This window comes from Cellulomonas telluris, assembly GCF_004886325.1.
In the GTDB taxonomy this organism is placed as follows: Bacteria; Actinomycetota; Actinomycetes; order Actinomycetales; family Cellulomonadaceae; genus Cellulomonas; species Cellulomonas telluris.
In genome coordinates, this window is record NZ_QXFN01000005.1 from 459118 (window position 1) to 481976 (window position 22859).

Consider the following 22859-nt stretch of genomic DNA (forward strand, 5'->3'; position numbering starts at 1 on the left):
CGCGCCCGCACGACGCGAGGAGACCAGCGATGAGCAAGCGCGGCCGCAAGCGCCGTTCCCGCAAGGGCAACGCCGCGAACCACGGCAAGCGTCCCAACGCCTGAGCGTTCGACGCCGACGCACGAGGGCCCCGGAGCACACGCTCCGGGGCCCTCGTCGTACGGGTGCGGGTGGCGCCGTCAGGCGTCCGGGCCGGCCGCGGCGCGCAGCCGCAGCACCGTGATCTGCTCGTGGATGCGCAGGCGCAGCGTCGCCGGCGCCTCCTCCTGGCAGCAGCGGCGCACGAGCTGCTTCATGACGAGCTCGACCTGCTCCTCCTCGAGGCACGGCCGGCACTCCGCCAGGTGCGCCGCGATCCGGTTGCGGTCCAGCTCGCCCAGCTCGGAGTCGACGTACTCCCACAGGCGCGCGACCGCGTCGCTGCAGCGGACGTCGCCGCCGCTGCACGGGTCCGCGGGCACGGACGCGCTCTCCTGCGCCCGCTCCTCCTCGAACGTGCTCATCGTGCGCCCTCCGGTGCCGACGGGGTCGCGCCGGCGAGCCCGCGGTCGCGGGCGTAGTCGGACAGCAGCTCACGCAGCTGCGAGCGGCCTCGGTGCAGCCGGGACATGACCGTCCCGATCGGCGTGCCCATGATCTCCGCGATCTCCTTGTAGGCGAACCCCTCGACGTCCGCGAGGTACACCGCGATGCGGAAGTCCTCCGGGATGCGCTGGAGCGCGTCCTTCACGTCGGAGTCGGGCAGGTGGTCGAGCGCCTCCGCCTCCGCCGAGCGCAGGCCGCTCGACGTGTGCGACTCCGCGCGTGCGAGCTGCCAGTCCTCGATCTCCTCCGACCGCGACTGCTGCGGCTCGCGCTGCTTCTTGCGGTAGGAGTTGATGTAGGTGTTCGTCAGGATCCGGTACAGCCACGCCTTGAGGTTCGTGCCGGGCCGGTACTGGTGGAACGCCGCGAAGGCCTTCGTGAAGGTCTCCTGCACGAGGTCCTCGGCGTCCGCCGGGTTGCGCGTCATGCGCAGGGCAGCGCCGTACAGCTGGTCCAGGTGGACCAGCGCCTCGGTCTCGAACCGGTCGGTGCGGGCCGCGTCGTCCTCGGTCTCCGGGGCGCGTGTCGTCTCGGTGCCGATGTCGATGCCTGCCGTGTCCTCGCTCATCACCCACGAGCCTAGTGCTCCCCGCTGGACGTCACCTGGGCGGGGCGCGAACGGGTGGCCCGGCACCGGGACGGGAGGGCCGACGACGACGGGACCCGTCGCACCGGCCTGGAGGAGCACGCTCATGCCCGGGTCAACAGCGTCGACCGCTCCGCACATTCCCGGCACGCCGGCCGGACGGGGCACGGGCGTCCGGGACCGGCACCGTCCGACGCGCCGTCCACGGCCCACGCGGCTAGCGTGGGGAGGTCCACCCGCCCCTGCGCCCGGAGGAACCCGTGCTGCTGCGCCGCGCCGCCCGACCGATGTTCGCCACCTGGTTCGTCTCGCAGGGCCTCGACGCGCTGCGACACCCGCAGGGCCACGCCCGGATCGTGCGCGACGCGCTCGACGGCCTGCGCACGCGGCTCCCCGAGGACGCCGGCACCCGGGTCGGCGGACCCGTGGGGGACGCGCTCGAGGGGCGCGTCAGCGAGGAGCAGCTCGCCACGGTCGCACGCGTCCACGGCGCCGCGCTCGTCGTCGCGGCGGCGTCGCTCGCCGTCGGGCGGGCGCCGCGCACGGCGTCCCTGACGCTGGCCGCGCTGACCCTGCCGATCGTCCTCGTCAACCTGCCGCTGGGTCGCAAGCGATCCGAGCAGGAGGAGCGCGAGCGCACCGAGCGGCTGATCCGTGCCGCCGGCTTCACGGGCGGCGCGCTGCTCGCGGGCGCGGACCTGGAGGGACGTCCGGGCGTCGGGTGGCGGCTGCAGCACGCACGCGCCGACCGTGCTCACCTGCGGCAGGCGCGCGCCCGCTGGGCCGCCAGGCACTCCGCGGCGTGACGCCGACGGCGGGCCGGACGCACCGGCGCCCGTCCCCGCCCCGCCGCTAGCCTGCCGACATGACCTCCGCCTCCGCCGCCCTCTGGGACGCCCCCGTCGCGACCGGCCCCGTCGACGCCACCGTGGAGGTCCCGGGGTCGAAGTCGCTCTCGAACCGCTACCTGGTGCTCGCGGCCCTGGGTGACCGGCCCAGCCGGCTGCGCGGTGTGCTGTCGAGCCGCGACACCCGTCTCATGGCGGACGCGCTGCGGGCGCTCGGCTCGCGTGTCGAGGAGGACGGCTCGGACTGGACGGTCGAGCCCGGTCCCGTGCGGGGCGGGGTCGAGGTCGACTGCGGCCTGGCCGGCACGGTGATGCGCTTCGTCCCGCCCATGGCCGCCCTGGCCGACGGCCCGGTGCGGTTCGACGGCGACGCCCACGCGCGCGTCCGCCCGATGGCACCCGTGCTCGCGGCGCTGCAGGCCCTGGGCGTGCGGCTGGAGTGGCACGGCGAGCCCGGCTTCCTGCCGTTCACGGTGCACGGGCGCGGGGGCGTCGCGGGCGGACAGGTCGACGTGGACGCGTCCGCGTCGAGCCAGTTCGTCTCGGGCCTGCTGCTCGCCGGTGCCCGGTACGAGCACGGGCTGACGGTCCGGCACACGGGTCCGACGCTGCCGAGCCTGCCGCACATCGCGATGACGGTCGACGTCCTGCGCGCGGCCGGTGTGGTCGTCGACGACTCGCGCCCCGAGATCTGGCGGGTGGAGCCGGGGCCGGTCGCCGGGCGCGACGTCCGCGTGGAGCCGGACCTGTCGAACGCGGCCCCGTTCCTGTGCGCCGCGCTCGTCGCCGGCGGCACGGTCCGCGTGCCCGGCTGGCCCGCCGCCACCACGCAGCCGGGCGCGCTGCTGCCGGAGATCCTCACGGCCATGGGCGCCGTCACGTCCCTGGACGGCGACGTGCTGTCCGTGACCGGGACGGGTGCGGTGCACGGCCTGGACCTCGACCTGCACGCCGCGGGCGAGCTCGCGCCGACGATCGCGGGCCTCGCCGCGCTCGCCGACTCCCCCACCCGGCTGCGCGGCATCGGGCACCTGCGCGGCCACGAGACGGACCGGCTGACCGCGCTCGCCGCGGAGATCACACGGGTCGGCGGCCAGGCCGAGCAGACCGCCGACGGGCTCGTCGTCACGCCGCGCCCGCTGCACGGCGCGACGTGGCGGACCTACGCGGACCACCGCATGGCCACGGCCGGCGCACTCGTCGGCCTGCGGGTGCCCGGCGTGCGGGTCGAGGACGTCGCGACGACCGCCAAGACGCTGCCCGACTTCGTCGGCATGTGGTCCGGCATGCTCGCCGGGGCGCACGCGGGGGCCACCGCCTGATGCCCGAACGGCGCTGGGACGAGCGGGACGTCCGGATCCGTCCCGGGCGGGGGTCGCGCCCCCGCACCAAGCAGCGCCCCGCGCACGAGGACGCCCGCTCGGCGATGGTCGTCGCCGTCGACCGCGGCCGCTACACGCTCCTGATCGAGCCCGGCACGCCCGACGAGACGCGCGTCCTGGCGATGAAGGCCCGTGAGCTGGGGCGTGAGCGCGTCGTGCCCGGGGACCGGGTCGACGTCGTGGGCGACACCTCGGGCGCGAAGGACACCCTCGCGCGCATCGTCCGGATCGGCGAGCGCCGGACCGTGCTGCGCCGCACCGCCGACGACACGGACCCCGTCGAGCGCGTCATCGTCGCGAACGCGGACCGGCTCGTCGTCGTCACCGCGCTGGCCGACCCGGAGCCGCGCACGCGCATGATCGACCGCTGCGTCGTCGCCGCGTACGACGCCGGCATGGACGTGCTCCTCGCCCTGACCAAGGCGGACCTCGCGTCCCCGGACGAGCTGGTCGCGATGTACGCGCCGATCGGCGTCGAGGTCGTCGTGACGCGCCGGGAGGACGACCCCGCGACGGGCGAGCGGCGGATCGTCGGTCTGGACGCGCTGCTCGAGGCCCTCGACGGGCGCGTGTCCGTGCTCGTCGGCCACTCGGGCGTGGGCAAGTCGACCCTCGTCAACGCGCTCGTGCCCGACGCCCACCGCGCCACGGGCGTCGTCAACGACGTCACGGGCCGCGGCCGGCACACGTCGACCTCCGCGGTCGCGCTGGAGGTGCCGGGGACGTCCGCGCCGACGTGGGTCGTGGACACGCCGGGCGTGCGGTCGTTCGGGCTCGCGCACGTGCAGCCCGAGAGCCTCGTGCGCGCGTTCGGCGACCTCGCCGACGTCGCCGCCGAGTGCCCGCGCGGGTGCACGCACCTGGCCGACTCCCCCGACTGCGCGCTCGACGACTGGGTCGCCGAGGCGGCGGACGACGCCACGCGCGACGCCCGCACGGCGCGCGTCGACTCGTTCCGCCGCCTGCTCGTGAGCAGGCTCGGCACCGCGGAGCCGGACGAGCCGACGCGGTGAGGGCCCGGCCGCGGCCCGACGACCGTCGGCACGCCCGGTCCCGCACCGCCGGTGCCCGCACCGGTACGGTGGCGCGCGACCACCGACGAAGGAGCACGCATGGCGACCGCGTACGACGACGACCTGCGCCTGGCCCACGTGATCGCCGACCAGGTCGACTCGGTGACCATGGGGCGGTTCAAGGCGCAGGACCTGCGCGTCGAGACGAAGCCGGACCTCACGCCCGTCTCCGACGCGGACCGCGCCGCGGAGGAGCTCGTCCGTACGCAGCTCAGCCGGGCGCGCTCGCGCGACGCCGTGCACGGCGAGGAGATGGGCGACACGGGCCACGGGCCGCGGCGGTGGGTCGTGGACCCGATCGACGGCACGAAGAACTTCGTGCGCGGCGTGCCGGTGTGGGCGACGCTGCTCGCGCTCATGGACGGCGACGAGGTGGTCGTCGGGGTCGTCAGCGCCCCCGCGCTGGGCAAGCGGTGGTGGGCGGCGAAGGGGTCCGGCGCGTGGAGCGGGCGCTCCCTGGCGTCGGCGTCGCGCCTGCAGGTGTCGTCCGTCGGGGCGCTGGAGGACGCGTCGCTGTCGTACTCGAGCCTGACCGGGTGGGAGGAGCGCGGCGGGCTCGACCGGTTCCTCGACCTGACCCGCCGGGTGTGGCGCACCCGGGCCTACGGCGACTTCTGGTCCTACACGCTCGTCGCGGAGGGCGCCGTGGACGTCGCGCTGGAGCCCGAGCTGGCGCTGCACGACATGGCCGCGCTCGTGCCGATCGTCACCGAGGCCGGCGGCCGGTTCACGTCCGTCGACGGCGTCCCCGGCCCGCACGGCGGGAACGCGCTCGTCACGAACGGGCTCCTGCACGACGAGGTCCTCGCGGCCCTCGCGACGGGCGGGACCGACGTACCCGACGCATGAGGGGCGCGCACCCGGGCACGGGTGAGGGCCGGCGACCGGACGAGCCCCCGACCCGGCACAGTCCGGCGCCGCGTGGGCGCCGGCGCGCCGTCCTGGCTGTCGTGCTCGCCGCCTCCGCGACGGCGCTCGCGCTGGTGCAGCACGGCGCGCTGCCGGTGGGACCGGCGACCTGCCCGGCGATCGGTTGGTCCACGCACGTCGAGGTGCGGCTCGACGACGCGTGGCCGGACCGCGACGTGCACGTGCTCGAGGTCCGCTTCCCGGCGGGCACCGACGTCACCGGGAGCGGCACGCAGGGCTCGACGTGGACGGGTCAGGGGTCGTCGTCCCCGAGCAGCGCGCGGGTCGAGGTGGTGCGCGACGGCACGGTGGTGCACCGGGCCGACGTCGCGTTCGAGACCCAGGTCATCGAGCGGCCGCACGGGCCTCGCTGCCCCGGGCCCTCGCGGGCGCAGGCGGTGGTACCGGCACCGCGCCCGTGAGCCGGCTCGGGCCGTCGCTGCTGCGGCGTCAGAGGCCGAGCACGTCCGGCAGCTCGGACAGTGCGGTGACGACGTGCACGCCCGCGGCGCGCGCCGCCGCCACGTCGGCCTCCGGCACGTCGACGCGCCGGGGCCCCGGCCGGTCGAGCCACACCCCGACCAGTCCGGCGGCCACCGCGGCGCGGGCGTCGACGTCCGGCTCGTCGCCCACGTAGGCGGTGCGGGTCGGGTCGGTGCCGAGCCGGCGGCATGCCTCGACGAACACGCGGGGGTCGGGCTTGCCGACGCCGAGGGTGTCGACGCCGACGAGCACCTGCAGGTGCGCGTCGAGGCCGGCGCGGACGAGCTTGTCGGTCTGGTAGCCGATCGCTGCGTTCGTCAGCGCGCCGACCACGACGCCCGCCTCGAGCAGCGCGGTCAGCCCGGCGACGGCGTCGACGTGGGCCGTCCAGCCGCCACGGAACGCCGCGTCGAAGCGGGCGTCCCACTCCTCGTACGCCACGTCGTCGAGCACGGGCCCGCCGAACGCCGCGTGCAGCTCGTTGGCGCGGGCCATGCGCTGCGCCCGGTGGTCGACCTCGCCGCGCGTGTAGGCGCGGTAGTGGCCGTTCACGTCGGCGCGCCACGCGGAGAGAGCGGCGTCGACGGTCGCCTCGTCGACGTCGCCCGCGTACGCGCGCAGCACCTCCCCGATCGCCGTCCGGAAGGCCGCACGCGTGTCGACGAGCGTGTCGTCGATGTCGAGCAGGACGCCGTCGACGAGCCGCTCGCCGCTCACGCGCCGAGCGTGCCGCGCAGGCGGGCGATGCGGGCCAGCGTGGCGTCCTTGCCGAGGATCTCCATCGACTCGAACAGCGGCGGCGAGACCCGGCGGCCGGTCAGCGCGACCCGCAGCGGCGTGTACGCGAACCGCGGCTTGATGCCGAGGCCGTCGACGAGGGCCTCCTGCAGCGCCGCCTGCGTGGCCTCGGTCGTGAAGCCGTCGGCCGGCAGGTCGCCGAGCACCCGCGCGGACGCGTCGAGCACGTCCGCCGCCTCGGGCCGCAGCGCCGCACGCGCGTCGTCCGCCACCTCGAGGGCGTCGTCGGTGACGAAGAGGAAGCCGAGCATGCCGACGACCTCGCCCAGCAGCGTCATGCGCTCCTGCACGAGCGGCGCACCCGCGTCGAGCAGCGCGCGGTGCTCGTCGGACAGGTCCGCGTAGGCGGCGGCGGGGACCAGGCCCGCGGCGTGCAGGTAGGGCACGAGGCGCGCGCGGAAGTCCTCCGGGGCGAGCAGGCGCACGTGCGCGGCGTTGATCGCCTCGGCCTTCTTCTGGTCGAAGCGGGCCGGGTTCGGGTTCACGTCGGCGACGTCGAACGCCGCGACCATCTCCTCGACCGTGAACACGTCACGGTCCGGGGCGATGGACCAGCCGAGCAGCGCCAGGTAGTTCAGCAGGCCCTCGGGCGTGAACCCGTTCGCGCGGTGCAGGAAGAGGTTCGACTCGGGGTCGCGCTTGGAGAGCTTCTTGTTGCCCTCACCCATGACGTACGGCAGGTGCCCGAACTGCGGCACGACCTGCGCGACCCCCAGCTCGAGCAGCGCGCGGTACAGCACCACCTGGCGCGGCGTCGAGGAGAGCAGGTCCTCGCCGCGCAGCACGTGCGTGATCCCCATGAGCGCGTCGTCCACCGGGTTGACCAGCGTGTACAGCGGGTGGCCGTTCCCGCGGACGATGACGAAGTCCGGCACCGAGCCGGCCTTGAACGTCACCTCACCGCGCACGAGGTCGGTGAACGTCACGTCCTCGTCGGGCATCCGCAGCCGCAGCACGGGCTCGCGGCCCTCCGCACGGTAGGCCGCCTTCTGCTCCTCGGTCAGGTCGCGGTCGTACCCGTCGTAGCCGAGCTTCGGGTCGCGGCCGGCGGCGCGGTGACGCGCCTCGATCTCCTCCGGCGTCGAGAACGACTCGTACGCGTACCCGCCCTCGACGAGCTTGCGCGTGACCTCGCGGTACAGGTCGTAGCGCTGCGACTGCCGGTACGGCTCGTACGGCCCGCCCACCTCGACGCCCTCGTCCCAGTCGAGGCCGAGCCAGCGCAGCGCGTCGAGCAGCTGCTCGTAGCTCTCCTGCGAGTCGCGCGCCGGGTCGGTGTCCTCGATGCGGAAGACGAACGTGCCGCCGACGTGCCGCGCGTACGCCCAGTTGAACAGCGCGGTGCGGATGAGCCCGACGTGCGGGGTGCCGGTCGGCGAGGGGCAGAAGCGGACGCGGACGGCACTGCTGGGCACGGGTCACCTCGGGGTGGGACGGGCGGGGTCGTCCTCAGCCTAGCGAGCGCGCGGGCAGCGCCCCGTCCCGCACGCCCGGCGCCCAGACGTCCCCGGGCACGTCGCCCGGGAGCAGCGCGTTGCCGTGCCCGACGAAGCGTGCGTCGGTGCCCGCGGCCCGGGCCGCGCGGTAGTCGGCGAGCGTGCCGAGGGCCCACCGGGACAGCAGCAGGATGGCGACGAGGTTCACGGTCGCCATGAGCGCCATCGCGATGTCGGCGAGCGCCCACACCGTCGTCAGCGCCAGCAGGGAGCCGAGCCCCACCGCGGCGAGCACGAGCGTGCGCAGCGCCGTGAGCGCGCGTCCCCGGATGCCGAGGAACGTGAGGTTGACCTCGGCGTAGGAGTAGTTGCCGAGCACCGAGGAGAAGGCGAACGTGAAGACGACGACGCTCATGAGCCACGTCGTCCAGCCGCCGAGCTCGTGCGCGACGGCCGCCGACGTCAGTGCGGCGCCCTCGGGACCGCCGGTCGCCCCCGGGACGTAGACGTCGGGGCCGGCGAGGAGCACGAGCAGCGCCGTCGCCGAGCAGACGAGGATCGTGTCGACGAACACCCCCAGCGACTGGATCAGGCCCTGCTTGGCGGGGTGCGACACCGTGGCGGTCGCCGCTGCGTTCGGCGCCGACCCCATACCTGCCTCGTTCGAGAACAACCCGCGCTTCGTGCCGTTCAGGACGGCGGCGAGGATGCCGCCGGCCGTGCCCGCGAGCGCGCTGTCGAGGCCGAACGCGCCGCGCAGGATCTGCCCGAACGCGTCGGGCACGGCACCGAGGTTCAGCAGCACGACCACGAGGGCCAGCAGCAGGTACGCCCCCGCCATCAGGGGCAGCGCGAGCTCCGCCACCCGCGCCACGCGCCGCACCCCGCCGAACAGCACCGGCGCAGCGAGGACGACGAGCACGACGGCCGTCCACGCCACGGGCACGCCGTGGCTCGCCTCGAACGTCACCGCGATCGTGTTGGCCTGCACCATGTTGAACGCGAAGCCGAACGTGAACACGAGCAGCAGCGCGAACACGACCCCCCACCGGCGTGAGCCCAGCCCCCGCTCGATGTAGTACGCCGGCCCGCCCCGGTAGGAGCCGTCGTCGGCGCGCACCTTGAAGACCTGGGCGAGCGTCGCCTCGACGAAGGCGGTGGCCATGCCGACGAGCGCGACGACCCACATCCAGAAGATCGCGCCGGGCCCGCCGAGCGTGAGCGCGACCGCGACACCGGCGATGTTGCCCGTGCCGACGCGCGAGGCCAGGCCGACCGCGAACGCCTGGAACGAGGAGATGCCGCCCTCGGCGTCGGACCGCGACGACAGCACCTGCCGCAGCATGGCGGGGAACAGCCGGACCTGGACGACGCCGGTGCGGACCGTGAACCACAGCCCCACGCCGACCAGCAGGTAGACGAGCCAGTACGAGTACAGCGCGTCCGTCAGCCAGTCGATGACCGCCTGCATGCCCCACCCCCGGTCCGCCCGATCACGCGAGCGTAGGAGCAGGGAGAGGACCCCGCAGGGTCAGGGGCCGGCCCGGGCCCCGCCCCCTGCACGGGTCAGCGGCGCACGACGGGGTTGCGCAGCACGCCGATCTCCTCGACCTCGACCTCGACGACGTCGCGGTGGTCGACCGGCCCGACGCCGGCCGGCGTGCCCGTGAGGATGACGTCGCCCGGCAGGAGCGTGAACACCTCCGACGCGTACGAGACGAGGTACGCGGTGTCGAAGATCATCTGCGACGTGCGCCCGTCCTGCCGGGTCTCGCCGTTGACGCGCGCCTGCACGCGCAGGTCGTCGACGTCGAGCCCGGGCACGACCCACGGGCCGAGCGGGCAGGAGGTGTCGAAGCCCTTGCCGCGCGTCCACTGCGCGTCCGACTTCTGCACGTCCCGCGCGGTCACGTCGTTGGCGACCGTGAACCCGAAGACGTGGTCGAGCGCTCGCTCGGGGGTCACGTCCTTCGTCACCTTGCCGATGACGACGGCGAGCTCGGCCTCGTGGTCGACGCGCTCGGTCCAGTCCGGCAGGACGATCGGGTCGTCCGGGCCGATCACGGACGTGTTGGGCTTGAGGAACAGCAGCGGCGCGCTGGGCACCTCGTTGCCGAGCTCCTGCGCGTGGTCGGCGTAGTTGCGGCCGACGCCGACGATCTTCGAGCGCGGGATCACGGGGGCGAGCAGGCGCACGCCGTCGTCGTCGAGCCGCACCCGCTCGCCCGTCGGCTGCACGGGCGTGTAGATGGGGTCGCCCGTGATGACGACGAGCTCCTCGCGGCCGGGCTCACCCTCGACGAGGGCGTAGCGGGGGTCGGAGCCGGTGGTGAACCTCGCGATGCGCACCGGCCCAGCGTAAGGGCGGGTCGTTCGGCAGGCCGTCCACGTACGGCGCGCGCCGACCGGGCAGTTCGCGGGGCGGGCCCGGTGGCGGTGCGACGGGCCCGACCGACGTCGCTGAGACCTGCCATCCTCGACCGCCGGGAGATCATCACGGCGCATACGCGGGACGGCATGGTCTGCGTTCCGCGCGCCGACTGCGAGAAGTGGGGGACGTAGCGATGGCATCGAGCGCGCGAGCTCTTCTCCGACGGGCCGGCTGGAGCCCCGACCGGAAGATCGACGTCGGCCCCGTGGTCGACCGGTTCCTCGCCCTCGGTTACCCCGTGTTCCCGTCGCTCGAGAAGTTCCTGGAGGAGTTCTACGGGCTCGTCGTCCGTTCCGAGGACGGCACGAAGGCGATCACCTTCGACCTCGAGTCGGTCCAGCACCAGACCGATGCCGAGTACTGCAGGGAGTACGCCGGCGAGATCGGCCGCCCCCTCACCCCTGTCGGCACCCACTCGCACATGGTGGTCATGATCGACGCGAACGGAGGGTTCTGGGGATCGTTCGACCTCGTCTACGGGTACAAGGGCGACGACATCGAGCAGGCCGTCCGATCGATCCTCATCGACCCGCCGCGCCTGTTCGATCGTCGGCTCCCGGACCAGTAGGCCGCCGATGCCGAGGTGGTGTCGGTCCAGGTCGTCGTGCTCGAAACAGCTGGGCAAGGCACCGGTGCGCTCCGGCGGCGGCGCTTCCCTCGCCGTGGACGGCGGCGAGCCGGAAGTCCAGACGTCGCTCGTGAAGGACTTCGACCGAGAGGGCGAGTTACTGCTTCCGGACCTCCGGGGCACGCGGGTTCCTGACCGTCGAGGTGCCGTCGACGGCCCGGTGCGCGCCGGCAACCAGACGGTGGAGGCGAGCGCTCGGCTCGGGAACGGCACCGAGGAGACCTACGCCGTCCCGGCGGACCGCCTGGTCCCGACAAACGCAGCACGCGCCTTCGCGGGCCAGGAATCCGGCGGCCGTGGTGCCCTACTCGTCGCCGGACCTCGCGATGTCCACGGGCGCGGCGTGAGCGCGGGTCGTTCGGCGGGCCGTCCGGTCTCGCCCGGGTCACGATGAAGGGCGATGACCGACACCTTTCGCCCCGCCCCGCCCGACGGTCCGACGCTCGCCCACCTGCCGCCCGGCTGGTCGGCGCGCCGACCCGGCGCGGGCGACGCTCCCGCCCTGCACGCGCTCCTGACGTCGCACGAGGCGGCGGTGACGGGGGCGCCGTCGACCCACCGGTCGGCGGTGGACGCCCTCCTCGCCCCCGGCGCGGACGCGCGCCGGCACGTCCTCGCGGTGGACGCGGGCGGCCGGGTCCGGGCGTGGGCGTCGGCGTACGACCGGGCCGCCGGGCGCGTCGTCGCCCAGGTGCTCGTCGACCCCGACCTCGACGACGCGACCGCGGACACGGTGGCCGCCGCGGCGTTCGCCTGGGTGGACGACGCCGCGCGCGCGATCGCCAGGGCGCGCGGCCTGGAGGTCACGCAGGCCGACAGCGGCGCGTTCCAGGACGACGCGCGGCAGCAGCGGTGGCTCGCGGCGGCGGGCTACCGGCAGGCGCGGTCGTGGCTGCAGATGACCCGGCCGACCGGACCGGAGGACGCCGGCGCCGACGCTCCCCCGCCCGCCCGGGTCCGCGTGCGGCGCGTGCGCCGAGGCGAGGACGGCATGCCCGACGGCGCCGACCTGATGGCGGTGCACCTCGTGCTCGAGGAGTCGTTCACCGACCACTTCAACTACCACCCGGAGCCGTTCGACGACCTCGTGTCCCGCCTGCGTGCGGACCCGGGCCACCGCTGGGACCACTGGTGGCTCGCCGAGTCCGTGGACGCCGACCGCCCGTCGCGGCCCGTCGGCGCGCTCGTGGCCACCGTGTCGCCCGGGCACGACGGTGCGCCGGACGGCACGTACGTGGCCTACCTCGGGGTGCTGCGCAGCGCACGCGGCCGTGGTGCGGCCCGCGCGCTGCTGGACGCGGCGGTGGCGGACGCGGCACGGCGCGGCCGCGGGCACGTCTCCCTCGAGGTCGACGCGGACTCGCCCACGGGCGCGGACCGGCTCTACGAGTCGCTCGGGTTCCGCACGGCCCTGACCACGCAGTCGTGGCACCGCGACGTCCGGATGGCCGGCGTCGCGGGGTAGCGCCGCAACCTCAGGCGCGGGCGACGACCTCGCCGTGCAGGATCGAGAACCAGGCGTCCTCCTGCGTGCCCCACGCGTGCCACGCGTCGGCGAGCTGCTCGAGCCCCACCTCGTCGGCGAGCCCGTGCTCGATGGCCTGGGCGGCGAAGTTGGAGCGCACGCAGCGGTCGGCCCACAGGTCCGACCACCACACGCGGTCGGTGGGGCCGGCGTAGCACCAGGCGCTCGCGCTGGGCGCGATGCCGGCGGGGTCGAACCCGGCCTCGCGCACCCAGGAGAGCAGCTTGCGGCCGGCGTCCGCGTCGGCGCGGTTCGCCTGGGTGACCTCGTGGTAGAGGGTCAGCCAGTCGTCGAGCCCCTCGGACGGCGGGTACCAGGCCATGCCGTCGTAGTCGGCGTCACGCACCGCGACCACGCCGCCCGGCTTCGCGACGCGCCGCATCTCCCGCAGGGCGGCGACCGGGTCGGACAGGTGCTGGAGCACCTGGTGGGCGTGCACGACGTCGAACGTGTCGTCGGGGAAGTCGAGCGCGTACGCGTCGCCCACCTGGAACCGGACGTTCGGCGTCCCGGCGTCCGCGGCGGCCTTGCCGGCCGCCTCGATCACGGCGGAGGACGTGTCGACGCCGACGACCTCGCCCGGGGCGACGCGTCCCGCCAGGTCGATGGTCACGGTGCCGGGACCGCAGCCCACGTCGAGCAGGGACTGCCCGGGGGCGAGGTGCGGCAGCAGGTACGCCGCGGAGTTCTCGGCGGTGCGCCAGCGGTGCGAGCGCAGCACGCTCTCGTGGTGGCCGTGGGTGTAGACGTCGGATCGCGAGGTCACACGGCACTGTAGATCCGCACAGGCGTCCAGTTCATCACCCGGTACGTGATCGTCCGCATGCTGGGCGGTGAGGTGGCTCGCACCGGCGCGGCCCGGACCGGGCCTGCTCCGCACCCGCCCGCTGCGGCGGACCGCGCCTAGGCTGCCCAGGGTGCGACGGATCGTGGGGGTGGACACCGCCCGGGGGCTGGCCGTGCTCGGCATGGTCGCCGCGCACGTCGGGCCGGACGACACGTGGCGGACGGTCCCGCCGGGCGGCTTCGCCCAGCTCGCCGACGGACGCCCGTCGGCGCTGTTCGTCGTGCTCGCCGGCGTCGGGCTGGCGCTGCTGTCGGGCGGGGACCGCCCCGTCACCGGGACGCGGCTCGTGCAGGCCCGGCTGCGGATCCTCGTGCGGGCCGCGCTGCTCGTCGTCCTCGGCGCGGCGCTCGTGCAGCTCGGCACGCCGGTCGTCGTCATCCTCGTCGTCTACGGCGGCATGTTCGCCGCCGGGACGCTCGCCCTGCGCTGGCCGCGCCCGGTGCTGGTCGCGGCGTCCGCCGCGGTGGCGCTGCTCGGCCCGCTCCTGCTGCCGCTCGGCGACGGCGCGGCGATCGTCTCGGAGCGGCCCGTCGACCCGCTGACCGTGCTCCTCGGGCACTACTACCCCGCGGTCGTCTGGATGTCGTACGTCCTCACGGGGCTGGCCGTCGGGCGCAGCGACCTGCGCTCCGGCCGGGTGCACGCGTGGCTCGCCGGCGTCGGCGCCGCGCTGGTCCTCGCGGGGCACGGCGGCAGCGCGGCGCTCACCGCGGCGCTCGGCCGCACGAGCGAGCTCACCACGTCGGAGCCGCACTCGTCGTCGCTGTTCGAGGTGGCGGGCAACACCGGCGTCACCCTGCTCGTCCTCGCGGCGTGCCTCGCCGTCGGCGTGCGGTGGCCCCGGGCGCTGGCACCGGTGACCGCCACCGGCGCGCTCGCGCTCACCGCCTACACCGGTCACCTGCTGGTCATCGCGGCGCTGGGCACCGACGTCGTGTGGGCGCCCACCACCGCCACCTGGCTGTGGTTCACGGTGGTGGTCGTGGCCCTGTGCTGGGCGTGGCGCGCCTGGGTCGGGCGCGGCCCGCTCGAGTGGGTCCTGCACGCCGTGTCGACGCGAGCCGCCGACGTCGCTCCGGACCGGCTCCCGCCGCGGGCGGACGACGACGGCGCCGCGCTGGGGACGGGCGGCCTGCCGGGTCCCGCCGACGAGGCGGCGCCGCGTCAGGGCCAGACGAGCGACCGCGTCCAGGAGCCGTCGCCCGAGCGCCGGTAGACCAGGCGCACATGGGCACGGTCGGGGCTGCCCTGCCAGAACTCGACCGCGTCGGGCACCACGAGCCACGCCTGCCACGCGGGCAGCACGAGTCCGGGCTCGGCGTCGACGCGGGCGCGCGCCGCCGTCATCGCGCCCCGCAGCTCGTCGACCGAGCCCAGCGGCTCCCCCGGGCGCACCGCGAGCGCGGCGGCACGCGACGCCGGCGAGCGCGCGAGGTAGTCGGCCGCGGACGCCTCCGCGCCCAGGTACCGGGCGGCCCCCGTGACGCGGACCTGCCGGACGACCGGCTGCCACCAGAACGTCAGGGCCGCCTGCGGGTTCGCCGCCAGGTCGGCGGCCTTGCCGCTGCGGGCGTCGGTCGCGAACGCGAAGCCGTCGGGGCCGACGTCCTTGAGCACGAGCACGCGCGCGGAGGGCCGGCCGCCCGGCGCGGCGGTCGCGAGCGTCACCGCGTGCGGCTCGGCGACGCCGGCGTCGAGCGCGGCCCGGAACCAGTCCTCGAACAGCGCGAGGGGATCGTCGGGCGCGGCGTGCGGGTCGAACGGCAGGACGGTGCCGGACAGGGCGGGCAGGGACCGCAGCAGCTCGCGCACGCGCCCACCCTGCCGCGCACACCGGCCGCACGCCATCCCCGGGCGACCCGGCCCGGCCGTGCCCCCGCACGCGCGACCTACCCTGGTGCGATGAGCACGACGACCCCGGCGACCGCACCCGCGGACGTCGTCGTGCTGCCCCCGGACGCGTGGCGCGCGGCGGTGGCGGCGCACGCGGACCGCGCGGACGCCATGACGGCCGGTCACCGCGAGCGCCGCTCCCGGCACGAGCGGCACGCGATCGAGGACTTCCTCTACGAGTACTACCCGACGCGCCCGGCGCAGCTGCGGCGCTGGCACCCGGGCGCCGGGGTCGCCCTCGCCGTGGACGCCGACGGGCCGGCCCCGCAGGCCGCCTGGCGCTGGTACCGCACCGGCGACGACGGCACGGTGACCCTCGACGTGCCCACGTTCCTGGCGGACCGCGGCGACGCGGTGCGCTTCGTCGCCGGCCTCGTCGGCGCGACCGCGGCCCGTCCGGCGGCGACGGGCTGCTTCGGGCTGCACGAGTGGGCGATGGTCTACCGCGAGCGCGACGACGAGCACCGGCACCCGCTCCCCCTGCGCCTGGGCCGCGACGGCACGGACGCCGTCGTCGAGCGGCACCGGATCCGCTGCACGCACGTCGACGCGTTCCGGTTCTTCACACCGGAGGCCGCCCCGCGCAACACGCTCCAGCCGACGCGGGCGACGCAGGTGGCGATGGAGCAGCCGGGCTGCCTGCACGCCAACATGGACGTCTACAAGTGGTGCCTGAAGCTCGGGCCGGCGGTGCCGGGCGACCTGCTGCTCGACGCCTTCGACCTCGCGCGCGACATCCGGCTGGTGGACATGCGGGCGTCCCCGTACGACGTCCGCCCGTACGGCCTGGAGCCCATCGCGATCGAGACCGCGGACGGCAAGGCGGACTACGTGCGCCGGCAGCGGGAGTTCGCGGTGCGGGCGAACGCCCTGCGGGCCCGCCTGCTGGACGTCTGCGCCGCGCTCGTCGCGCCCTGAGCGGCCGCGCGCCTCACACCCGCGCCCCGCGCCAGCCGAGGTGGGCGAACCACGCCGCGCACGCGTCGGTCCAGGCCGCCACGTGCGGCTCCTCGCCCGCCAGCCCGAGGCCGTGGCGTCCGGACGGGTACACGTGCAGCTCGGCGGGCACGCCGGCGCCCCACAGGGCCTGCGCGTACCGCACCGCGTTCGAGACCGGCACGGTCGCGTCGTCCGCGGTGTGCCACACGAACGCCGGCGGGGTCGCGGACGTCACGCGCAGCTCGGCGGACAGGGCGGCGCGGTCGTCGTCGCCGGCCTCCGGGCCGAGCAGCGCCGCGACCGAGCCCTCGTGCGCGTCCGCGCGGAACGAGACGACCGGGTAGCAGAGCACGGTGGCGTCGGGGCGGGCGGCGTCGTCGACGACCGTCGACAGGGTGGCGGCCAGGTGCCCCCCGGCGGAGAAGCCGAGCACGGCGACGCGCGCGGGGTCGACGTCGAGACCCGTGCCGCCGGCGCGCACCCAGCGCACCGCGGCCGCCGCGGCGTCGAGCGGCGCGGGGTGCACCGGCGTGGTGGATCCCTCGGGCGCGACCGGGTAGCGCAGCACGACCGCGTGCATGCCGAGCCCCGCGAGCCAGTGCGCGACGGGCTCCGCCTCGTGGTCGGCCGTCCGGCGGTACCCGCCGCCGGGCAGCACCAGCACGAGCGGGCGGGGGCCGGCCGCGTCGGCCGGGACGACCGTGACCCGTCCCTCGAGCGCCGGCGGGAGGTCGGCGTCGCTCACAGCGTCCCGGCGCGCACGGCCGCGACGCCCTTGTTCGCGAGCGCGTCGGCGCGCTCGTTGCCCGGGTCGCCGGCGTGGCCCTTCACCCAGACCCACGTGACGTGGTGCCGCGCGACCTCGGCGTCGAGCGCCTGCCACAGCTCCTTGTTCTTCACGGGCTTCTTGTCCCCGGTGAGCCAGCCGTTGCGCTTCCAGCCGTGCATCCACTTCGTCAGGCCGTTCATCACGTACGTGGAGTCGACGTGCAGGCGCACGACCGACGGGCCCTTGAGCGCACGCAGGCCCTCGATGACGGCGGTCAGCTCCATGCGGTTGTTCGTGGTGACCTCCTCCCCGCCGAACAGCTCGCGCTCGTGCGTGCCCGAGCGCATCCACGCGCCCCAGCCGCCGACGCCGGGGTTGCCCTTGCAGGCGCCGTCGGTCCACATCTCGACGCGGGGCAGGTCGTCACCGGGCAGCAGGTCGTCGCTCACGCCGGACACCGTACGGGGTGCGCGCGGCCGGTCACGCCGGCGTCGCGAGGACGGTCTCGCGCACGACCCGGCGCAGCACCTTGCCGACCTGGGAGCGCGGCAGGTCGGGCAGCACGACGACCCGCCGCGGCAGCGCGTACCGCGCGAGGCGCGTCTCGCACCAGGCGCGGACGGCGGCGAGGTCGACGCCGGTGGCGCCCTCGTCGAGCACGACGGCGGCGACGACGCTCTCCCCCAGGTCGCCCGCCGGCACACCGACGACCGCGACGTCACGCACGCCCGGCATGCCGCGCAGGTGGTCCTCGACCTGCGACGGGTACACCTTGAACCCGCCGCTGATGATCATCTCCTTGATGCGGTCGACCAGGACGACGAAGCCGTCCTCCTCGACCTGCACGACGTCGCCGGTGCGCAGCCACCCGCCGGGCAGGAGCTGCTCGGCGGTCTCCTCCGGCCGGTTCCAGTACCCGGCGAAGACCTGGGGGCCCGAGATCAGCAGCTCGCCGCGCTCTCCGGGTGCGACCTCGCGGGTCGGGTCCTCCTGGTCCACCACGCGCACGTAGGTCGACGGGAACGGCAGGCCCAGCGCGCCGGGGCGACGGTCGGCCGTCATGGGGTTGCCGAGCGCGACCGGCGACGTCTCCGTCATGCCGTAGCCCTCGATGACGAGGCCCCCCGTCACGCGCTCCCAGCGCTCGGCCGTCGCGCGGGGCAGGGCCATCGCGCCGCTGATCGCGTAGCGGAAGGACGACAGGTCCGCACCGCTCTCCTCCGCGGCCGCGGCGAGCCGGTCGAGCATGGGCGGGACGGCCGGCAGGAACGTGCCCGGGCGGCGCTTCTGCGCGGCCAGCACGCGTGCCGGGTCGAAGCTCGGCAGCACGACGAGCGTCGCCGCGATCCGCGTCGCGTACGTCAGGCAGAGCGTGAGGCCGAACGCGTGGAAGAACGGCAGGACCGCGTAGACGACCTCCGTGCCCGGCACGGCCTGCGTCCACGCCTGCCCCTGGAGGGCGTTCGCGAGCAGGTTGCGGTGCGTGAGGACGGCCCCCTTGGGCGTGCCCGTGGTCCCGCCCGTGTACTGCAGGAGCGCGACGTCGCCCGCGGCGGGGCCGGGGACCGACGCGTCCAGCGGACGGGCCGCCGCGACGAGCCGGTGCCAGTGCGGCACCCCGGCGGGCACGGGGCCGCGCATGGCGGCGCGGGTGCGGCGGGCGGTCGGGACGGGCAGGCGCAGCGCGAACCGGGCGAGCGGCGGCAGGTCGGCGCTGAGGTCGACCGCGACGACGTGCCGGACCTGGGTCCGGTCCTGCGCCTCCAGGACGCGCGGGACCGCCTGCTCCCAGACGACCGCGACGGTGGCGCCGCTGTCGGCGAGCTGGTGGGCGAGCTCGTCGGCGGAGTAGGTGGGGTTGTGCTCGACGACCACCGCGCCGAGGCGCAGCGCCGACCAGAACGCGACGAGGTGCGTCGTGCAGTTGGGCAGCACGAGCGCGACCCGGTCGCCGGGGCCGACGCCGAGGTCGCGCAGCACCGCGGCGCCGCGCGTCACGAGGTCGGCGACCTGCGACCACGTCGTGGTCCTGCCGAGGAAGTCGACGGCGACGCGGTCGGGGTGCTCGCGTGCCGTGCGCTCGAGCGTGGCGGTGAGGGGCTCGTCGGGGACGTCGACGTCCCGCGGGACGCCGGCCGGCCAGGCGGTGGGGAGGGGCGCGTCCGGGGTGCTGCTGCTCACGGGCCCACGGTAACTTACGGCACCGTAGGTTTCTCGCCGGGCGCGGCGCCGCCAGGGCCGGGCGTGGGAGGATCGTCCGGTGCCCGACCCCGCGACGTACGTCCCCGCCGCCCAGGTGCCGGCAGGCCCCGTCGCCGTCCCGGCGGCCGTCGCCCGGCTCGCCGGCGGCGCGCCGCTCACACCCGTGTGGGTCAACGAGCTCGGCGGCCTGACCTTCCGCGTCGGCGGCGACCGCTACGCCAAGTGGGTCGCGGCCGGCACCCCGGAGATCGACCTCACCGCGGAGGCGGCCCGCCTCACGTGGGCGGCACCGTTCACCACCGTCCCCCGCGTGCTCGACCAGGGCGCGGACGACGAGGGCGCGTGGCTCGTCACCGCCGCGATCGACGGCCGCAGCGCCGTCGACCCGCTGTGGCTCGCGCGGCCCGCGGAGGCGGCGACCGCCATCGGGCGGGGGCTGCGAGCGCTGCACGACGCGCTGCCGGTCGGCGAGTGCCCGTTCGCCTGGTCGGCGCACGACCGCCTCACCCGCGCGCTGCAGAACCTCGACGCCGGTGACACCCCCGCCGCCTGGTCGCCCGAGCACCGCGGCATGAGCGCCGCGGAGGCCCGCTACCGCCTCACCGACACGCCGGACCCCGACCTGCTCGTCGTCTGCCACGGCGACGCCTGCGCGCCCAACACGCTGCTCGCCGACGACGGCGCGGTCGCCGGCCACGTCGACCTGGGCCGGCTGGGCGTCGCCGACCGCTGGGCGGACCTCGCGGTCGCCGCCTGGAGCATCGACTGGAACCACGGGCCGGGGTACGACCGGCACGTCTACGACGGCTACGGGATCGAGCCCGACCCCGACCGCATCGCCTACTACCGACTCCTCTGGGACGCCTCGTGACCTCCCCCCACGCGATCGCTCGCCACGTTCACGATCCCGCGGGGACCCCGGCGTGAGCACGACGACGGGCACCGGCCCGCTGACCGAGCGGCTGCCCCGGGGCGCCGGCGCCCACGACCCCGACGCGCTGTACGAGGCGTTCACCGGCTGGGCCGCCGACCAGGGGCTGCGCCTGTACCCGCACCAGGAGGAGGCGCTGCTCGAGCTCGTCTCGGACTCCCACGTCATCCTGTCCACGCCCACCGGGTCCGGGAAGTCGCTCGCGGGCGTCGCGGCGCACGCCGTCGCGCTCGCGCAGGGCCGCCGGTCGTTCTACACCGCACCGATCAAGGCCCTCGTGAGCGAGAAGTTCTTCGCGCTCGTCGAGGTCTTCGGCTCGGAGAACGTCGGGATGATGACGGGCGACACGGCGGTCAACGCCCAGGCGCCGATCGTGTGCTGCACCGCCGAGATCCTCGCGAACCTCGCGCTGCGCGACGGACCCGACGCGGACGTCGGCCTCGTCGTCATGGACGAGTTCCACTACTACGCCGACCCGCAGCGCGGCTGGGCGTGGCAGGTGCCGCTCCTGGAGCTGACGCGCGCGCAGTTCCTGCTCATGTCGGCCACCCTCGGCGACGTCTCCTTCTTCGAGGAGGACCTGCGCCGGCGCACCGGCCGCGAGGTCGCCGTCGTCGCGAACGCCGAGCGGCCCGTCCCGCTGACGTTCTCGTACGTCGTCGAGCCGCTGCACGAGCTGCTCGACGAGCTCGTGCAGACCCACCGCGCGCCCGTGTACGTCGTGCACTTCACGCAGAAGGAGGCGGTCGAGCGCGCGCAGGCGCTGCTGTCCTCGACGCTGGCGAGCCGCGCGCAGCGCGACGAGATCGCCGCGGAGCTCGGCGGCTTCCGGTTCGGGCCCGGCTTCGGGAAGACGCTGTCGCGCCTGCTGCGGCACGGCGTCGGCGTGCACCACGCGGGGATGCTGCCGAAGTACCGGCGGGTCGTCGAGCGGCTGACGCAGAAGGGCCTGCTGCCGGTCGTGTGCGGCACCGACACGCTCGGCGTCGGCATCAACGTGCCGATCCGCACCGTCGTGCTCACGTCCCTCGTGAAGTACGACGGTCAGCGCATGCGGCACCTCACGGCCCGCGAGTTCCACCAGATCGCCGGACGCGCGGGGCGGGCGGGCTTCGACACCGTCGGCGAGGTCGTCGTCCTCGCGCCCGAGCACGTCATCGAGAACCGCAAGGCGCTGCTGCGGGCCGGCGACGACCCGAAGAAGCAGAAGAAGATCGTGCGCAAGCAGGCGCCGGCCGGGCACGTGAACTGGACCGACAAGACGTTCGAGCGGCTGCGGGACGCCCCGCCCGAGCCCCTGACGTCGAGCTTCCACGTGTCGCACGCGATGGTGCTGCACGTCCTGCAGCGCGGCCGGGACGGACGCGCCGACCCGGTCGCCGTCATGACGCACCTGCTCACCGACAACCACGAGCCGGAGGGCGCGCGGGCCCGGCACGTGCGGCGGGCCGTCGACGTCTATCGCTCGCTGCGCGCGGGCGGCGTCGTCGAGCGCCCGTGGGTGGACGACCCCGCCGCGCCGCGCGGCCGGCGCCGCACCGTCCGGCTCGTCGAGGACCTCCCGTCGACGTTCGCGCTCGACCAGGCCCTCTCCCCCTTCGCCTACGCGGCGCTCGACCTGCTCGACCCCGAGGACCCGGGGTACGCGCACGACGTGGTCTCGGTGATCGAGGCGACGCTCGACGACCCGCGCCAGGTCCTCGCGGCGCAGGAGAACAAGGCCCGCGGCGAGTCCGTCGCGGCGATGAAGGCCGAGGGCCTCGACTACGACGAGCGCATGGCCCTGCTCGAGGACGTCACGTACCCCCGCCCGCTCGCCGAGCTGCTCGAGAACGCGTTCGCGACGTACCGGCGCACCAACCCGTGGGTCGCCGACCTCGCCCTGTCGCCGAAGTCGGTGGTGCGGGACATGCACGAGCGCGCGGCCACCTTCGCGGAGTACGTGAGCCTCTACACCCTCGACCGCACCGAGGGCGTGCTGCTGCGCTACCTCGCCGACGCCTACCGCGCGCTGCGCCGCACGGTGCCCGAGGACCGGCGCACCGAGGAGCTCGAGGAGCTCGTCGCCTGGCTCGGCGACCTCGTGCGCCGCACCGACTCCAGCCTGCTGGACGAGTGGGAGCGCCTGGCGAACCCGACCGACGACGCCGCGGCGGCGCCCGACGAGGAGGACGACACGCCGCCGCCCGTCACCGCCGACCCGCGCGTCTTCCGCGCGCTGGTGCGCGGCGCGCTGTTCCGCCGCGTCGAGCTCGTCGCCCGCGAGGCGTGGGGCGCGCTGGCCGCGCTCGGCGACGTCGACGGCGACGACCGCCCGTGGGACGCCGACCGGTGGGCGGACGCGATCGACCCGTACTGGGACCTGCACGACGAGGTCCTCACCGGTCCGGCGGCCCGCGGCCCCGCGCTGTTCCAGGTCACGCCGTCCGAGGGCCGGGGGCCCGGGGCCGGGACGTGGCGCGTGCGCCAGGTCCTCGACGACCCCGCCGGGGACCACGACTGGCGCATCGACGCGCTCGTCGACCTCGCGGCGTCCGACGAGGCCGGCGAGGTGCGCCTCCGGGTGCTCGAGGTGGGGCCGCTGTGACCTGGGC

General features: G+C 75.5%; 23 protein-coding genes. 12 read left to right on the top strand and 11 right to left on the bottom strand.

Features of this window, described 5'->3' with window-relative positions:
• Positions 1-29: 29 nt before the first annotated feature.
• Positions 30-104 (top strand): 50S ribosomal protein bL37, encoded by a 75-nt coding sequence (locus FB586_RS20335; protein WP_099052597.1) that lies wholly within the window; start codon positions 30-32, stop codon positions 102-104.
• 75 nt (positions 105-179) lie between these two features.
• Here FB586_RS20335 and rsrA read toward each other — a convergent pair whose 3' ends face one another.
• The gene (gene rsrA / locus FB586_RS17725) at positions 180-503 is read right to left on the bottom strand and encodes a mycothiol system anti-sigma-R factor (RefSeq protein WP_136520648.1); all 324 of its coding nucleotides are present in this window, start codon (positions 501-503) and stop codon (positions 180-182) included.
• Complete coding sequence (locus FB586_RS17730) at positions 500-1279, bottom strand: sigma-70 family RNA polymerase sigma factor (protein ID WP_370741098.1); 780 nt, start codon at positions 1277-1279, stop codon at positions 500-502. The genes rsrA and FB586_RS17730 overlap by 4 nt, the downstream gene beginning before the upstream one ends.
• A gap of 152 nt (positions 1280-1431) precedes the next feature.
• Between FB586_RS17730 and FB586_RS17735 the strand changes: the two genes are divergently transcribed.
• The 5 genes from FB586_RS17735 (at position 1432) to FB586_RS17755 (ending at position 5805) form a co-directional block, all read left to right on the top strand.
• Positions 1432-1977, top strand: a complete 546-nt coding sequence (locus FB586_RS17735; protein WP_136520650.1) for a DoxX family protein — start codon at positions 1432-1434, stop codon at positions 1975-1977.
• Positions 1978-2036: 59 nt separating this feature from the next.
• A complete protein-coding gene (aroA, locus tag FB586_RS17740; RefSeq protein WP_136520651.1) occupies positions 2037-3341 on the top strand; it encodes a 3-phosphoshikimate 1-carboxyvinyltransferase in 1305 nt (434 codons plus the stop codon).
• Positions 3341-4414: a ribosome small subunit-dependent GTPase A gene (gene rsgA, locus FB586_RS17745; RefSeq protein WP_136520652.1), complete on the top strand. Its 1074-nt coding sequence runs from the start codon at positions 3341-3343 to the stop codon at positions 4412-4414. The genes aroA and rsgA overlap by 1 nt, the downstream gene beginning before the upstream one ends.
• A gap of 99 nt (positions 4415-4513) precedes the next feature.
• On the top strand, positions 4514-5323 hold the full coding sequence (gene hisN / locus FB586_RS17750; protein WP_136520653.1) for a histidinol-phosphatase: 810 nt from the start codon (positions 4514-4516) through the stop codon (positions 5321-5323).
• A 101-nt stretch (positions 5324-5424) separates the two neighbouring features.
• The gene (locus FB586_RS17755) at positions 5425-5805 is read left to right on the top strand and encodes a hypothetical protein (protein ID WP_136520654.1); all 381 of its coding nucleotides are present in this window, start codon (positions 5425-5427) and stop codon (positions 5803-5805) included.
• Positions 5806-5833: 28 nt separating this feature from the next.
• Here FB586_RS17755 and FB586_RS17760 read toward each other — a convergent pair whose 3' ends face one another.
• The 4 genes from FB586_RS17760 to FB586_RS17775 form a co-directional block, all read right to left on the bottom strand.
• Positions 5834-6583 carry an HAD family hydrolase gene (locus FB586_RS17760; RefSeq protein WP_136520655.1) on the bottom strand — a complete coding sequence of 250 codons (750 nt, stop codon included), beginning with the start codon at positions 6581-6583 and terminating at the stop codon, positions 5834-5836.
• Positions 6580-8079 carry a glutamate--tRNA ligase gene (gene gltX, locus FB586_RS17765; protein ID WP_136520656.1) on the bottom strand — a complete coding sequence of 500 codons (1500 nt, stop codon included), beginning with the start codon at positions 8077-8079 and terminating at the stop codon, positions 6580-6582. Before gltX ends, FB586_RS17760 begins: the two co-directional genes overlap by 4 nt.
• Before the next feature lie 34 nt (positions 8080-8113).
• Positions 8114-9571 carry an alanine/glycine:cation symporter family protein gene (locus tag FB586_RS17770; RefSeq protein ID WP_136520657.1) on the bottom strand — a complete coding sequence of 486 codons (1458 nt, stop codon included), beginning with the start codon at positions 9569-9571 and terminating at the stop codon, positions 8114-8116.
• 95 nt (positions 9572-9666) lie between these two features.
• Entirely contained in the window at positions 9667-10449 is a 783-nt protein-coding gene (locus FB586_RS17775; protein WP_136520658.1) for a fumarylacetoacetate hydrolase family protein, read from the bottom strand.
• Between the two features lie 215 nt (positions 10450-10664).
• Between FB586_RS17775 and FB586_RS17780 the strand changes: the two genes are divergently transcribed.
• Together FB586_RS17780 and FB586_RS17785 are read left to right on the top strand one after the other, a co-directional pair.
• Positions 10665-11099, top strand: coding sequence for an SUKH-3 domain-containing protein (locus tag FB586_RS17780; RefSeq protein ID WP_136520659.1), 435 nt, complete (start codon positions 10665-10667; stop codon positions 11097-11099).
• Between the two features lie 460 nt (positions 11100-11559).
• The gene (locus tag FB586_RS17785; protein WP_136520660.1) at positions 11560-12624 is read left to right on the top strand and encodes a GNAT family N-acetyltransferase; all 1065 of its coding nucleotides are present in this window, start codon (positions 11560-11562) and stop codon (positions 12622-12624) included.
• Between the two features lie 10 nt (positions 12625-12634).
• Here FB586_RS17785 and FB586_RS17790 read toward each other — a convergent pair whose 3' ends face one another.
• Positions 12635-13450: a methyltransferase domain-containing protein gene (locus FB586_RS17790; protein WP_136520661.1), complete on the bottom strand. Its 816-nt coding sequence runs from the start codon at positions 13448-13450 to the stop codon at positions 12635-12637.
• Between the two features lie 151 nt (positions 13451-13601).
• Between FB586_RS17790 and FB586_RS17795 the strand changes: the two genes are divergently transcribed.
• Entirely contained in the window at positions 13602-14747 is a 1146-nt protein-coding gene (locus FB586_RS17795; RefSeq protein WP_168800598.1) for a heparan-alpha-glucosaminide N-acetyltransferase domain-containing protein, read from the top strand.
• Here the strand turns inward: FB586_RS17795 and FB586_RS17800 are convergent.
• Positions 14696-15343, bottom strand: a complete 648-nt coding sequence (locus FB586_RS17800) for a pyridoxine/pyridoxamine 5'-phosphate oxidase (RefSeq protein WP_246036914.1) — start codon at positions 15341-15343, stop codon at positions 14696-14698. The two genes, FB586_RS17795 and FB586_RS17800, sit on opposite strands and share 52 nt — an antisense overlap.
• Positions 15344-15433: 90 nt before the next feature.
• Between FB586_RS17800 and FB586_RS17805 the strand changes: the two genes are divergently transcribed.
• Positions 15434-16342 carry a 3-methyladenine DNA glycosylase gene (locus tag FB586_RS17805; protein WP_136520663.1) on the top strand — a complete coding sequence of 303 codons (909 nt, stop codon included), beginning with the start codon at positions 15434-15436 and terminating at the stop codon, positions 16340-16342.
• 13 nt (positions 16343-16355) lie between these two features.
• Here the strand turns inward: FB586_RS17805 and FB586_RS17810 are convergent, their stop codons facing one another.
• The 3 genes from FB586_RS17810 to FB586_RS17820 all read right to left on the bottom strand — a co-directional run bounded on the left by FB586_RS17810 (position 16356) and on the right by FB586_RS17820 (position 19313).
• Positions 16356-17108 (bottom strand): alpha/beta hydrolase, encoded by a 753-nt coding sequence (locus FB586_RS17810; RefSeq protein WP_136520664.1) that lies wholly within the window; start codon positions 17106-17108, stop codon positions 16356-16358.
• The gene (gene rnhA / locus FB586_RS17815; RefSeq protein WP_136520815.1) at positions 17105-17536 is read right to left on the bottom strand and encodes a ribonuclease HI; all 432 of its coding nucleotides are present in this window, start codon (positions 17534-17536) and stop codon (positions 17105-17107) included. Before rnhA ends, FB586_RS17810 begins: the two co-directional genes overlap by 4 nt.
• A gap of 76 nt (positions 17537-17612) precedes the next feature.
• Positions 17613-19313, bottom strand: coding sequence for an AMP-binding protein (locus FB586_RS17820; RefSeq protein WP_136520665.1), 1701 nt, complete (start codon positions 19311-19313; stop codon positions 17613-17615).
• A gap of 79 nt (positions 19314-19392) precedes the next feature.
• On the opposite strand from FB586_RS17820, the gene FB586_RS17825 reads away from it, so the two are divergent.
• Positions 19393-20205 (top strand): aminoglycoside 3'-phosphotransferase, encoded by an 813-nt coding sequence (locus FB586_RS17825; RefSeq protein ID WP_136520666.1) that lies wholly within the window; start codon positions 19393-19395, stop codon positions 20203-20205.
• A gap of 52 nt (positions 20206-20257) precedes the next feature.
• The gene (locus FB586_RS17830; protein ID WP_246036915.1) at positions 20258-22852 is read left to right on the top strand and encodes a DEAD/DEAH box helicase; all 2595 of its coding nucleotides are present in this window, start codon (positions 20258-20260) and stop codon (positions 22850-22852) included.
• Positions 22853-22859: the final 7 nt, after the last annotated feature.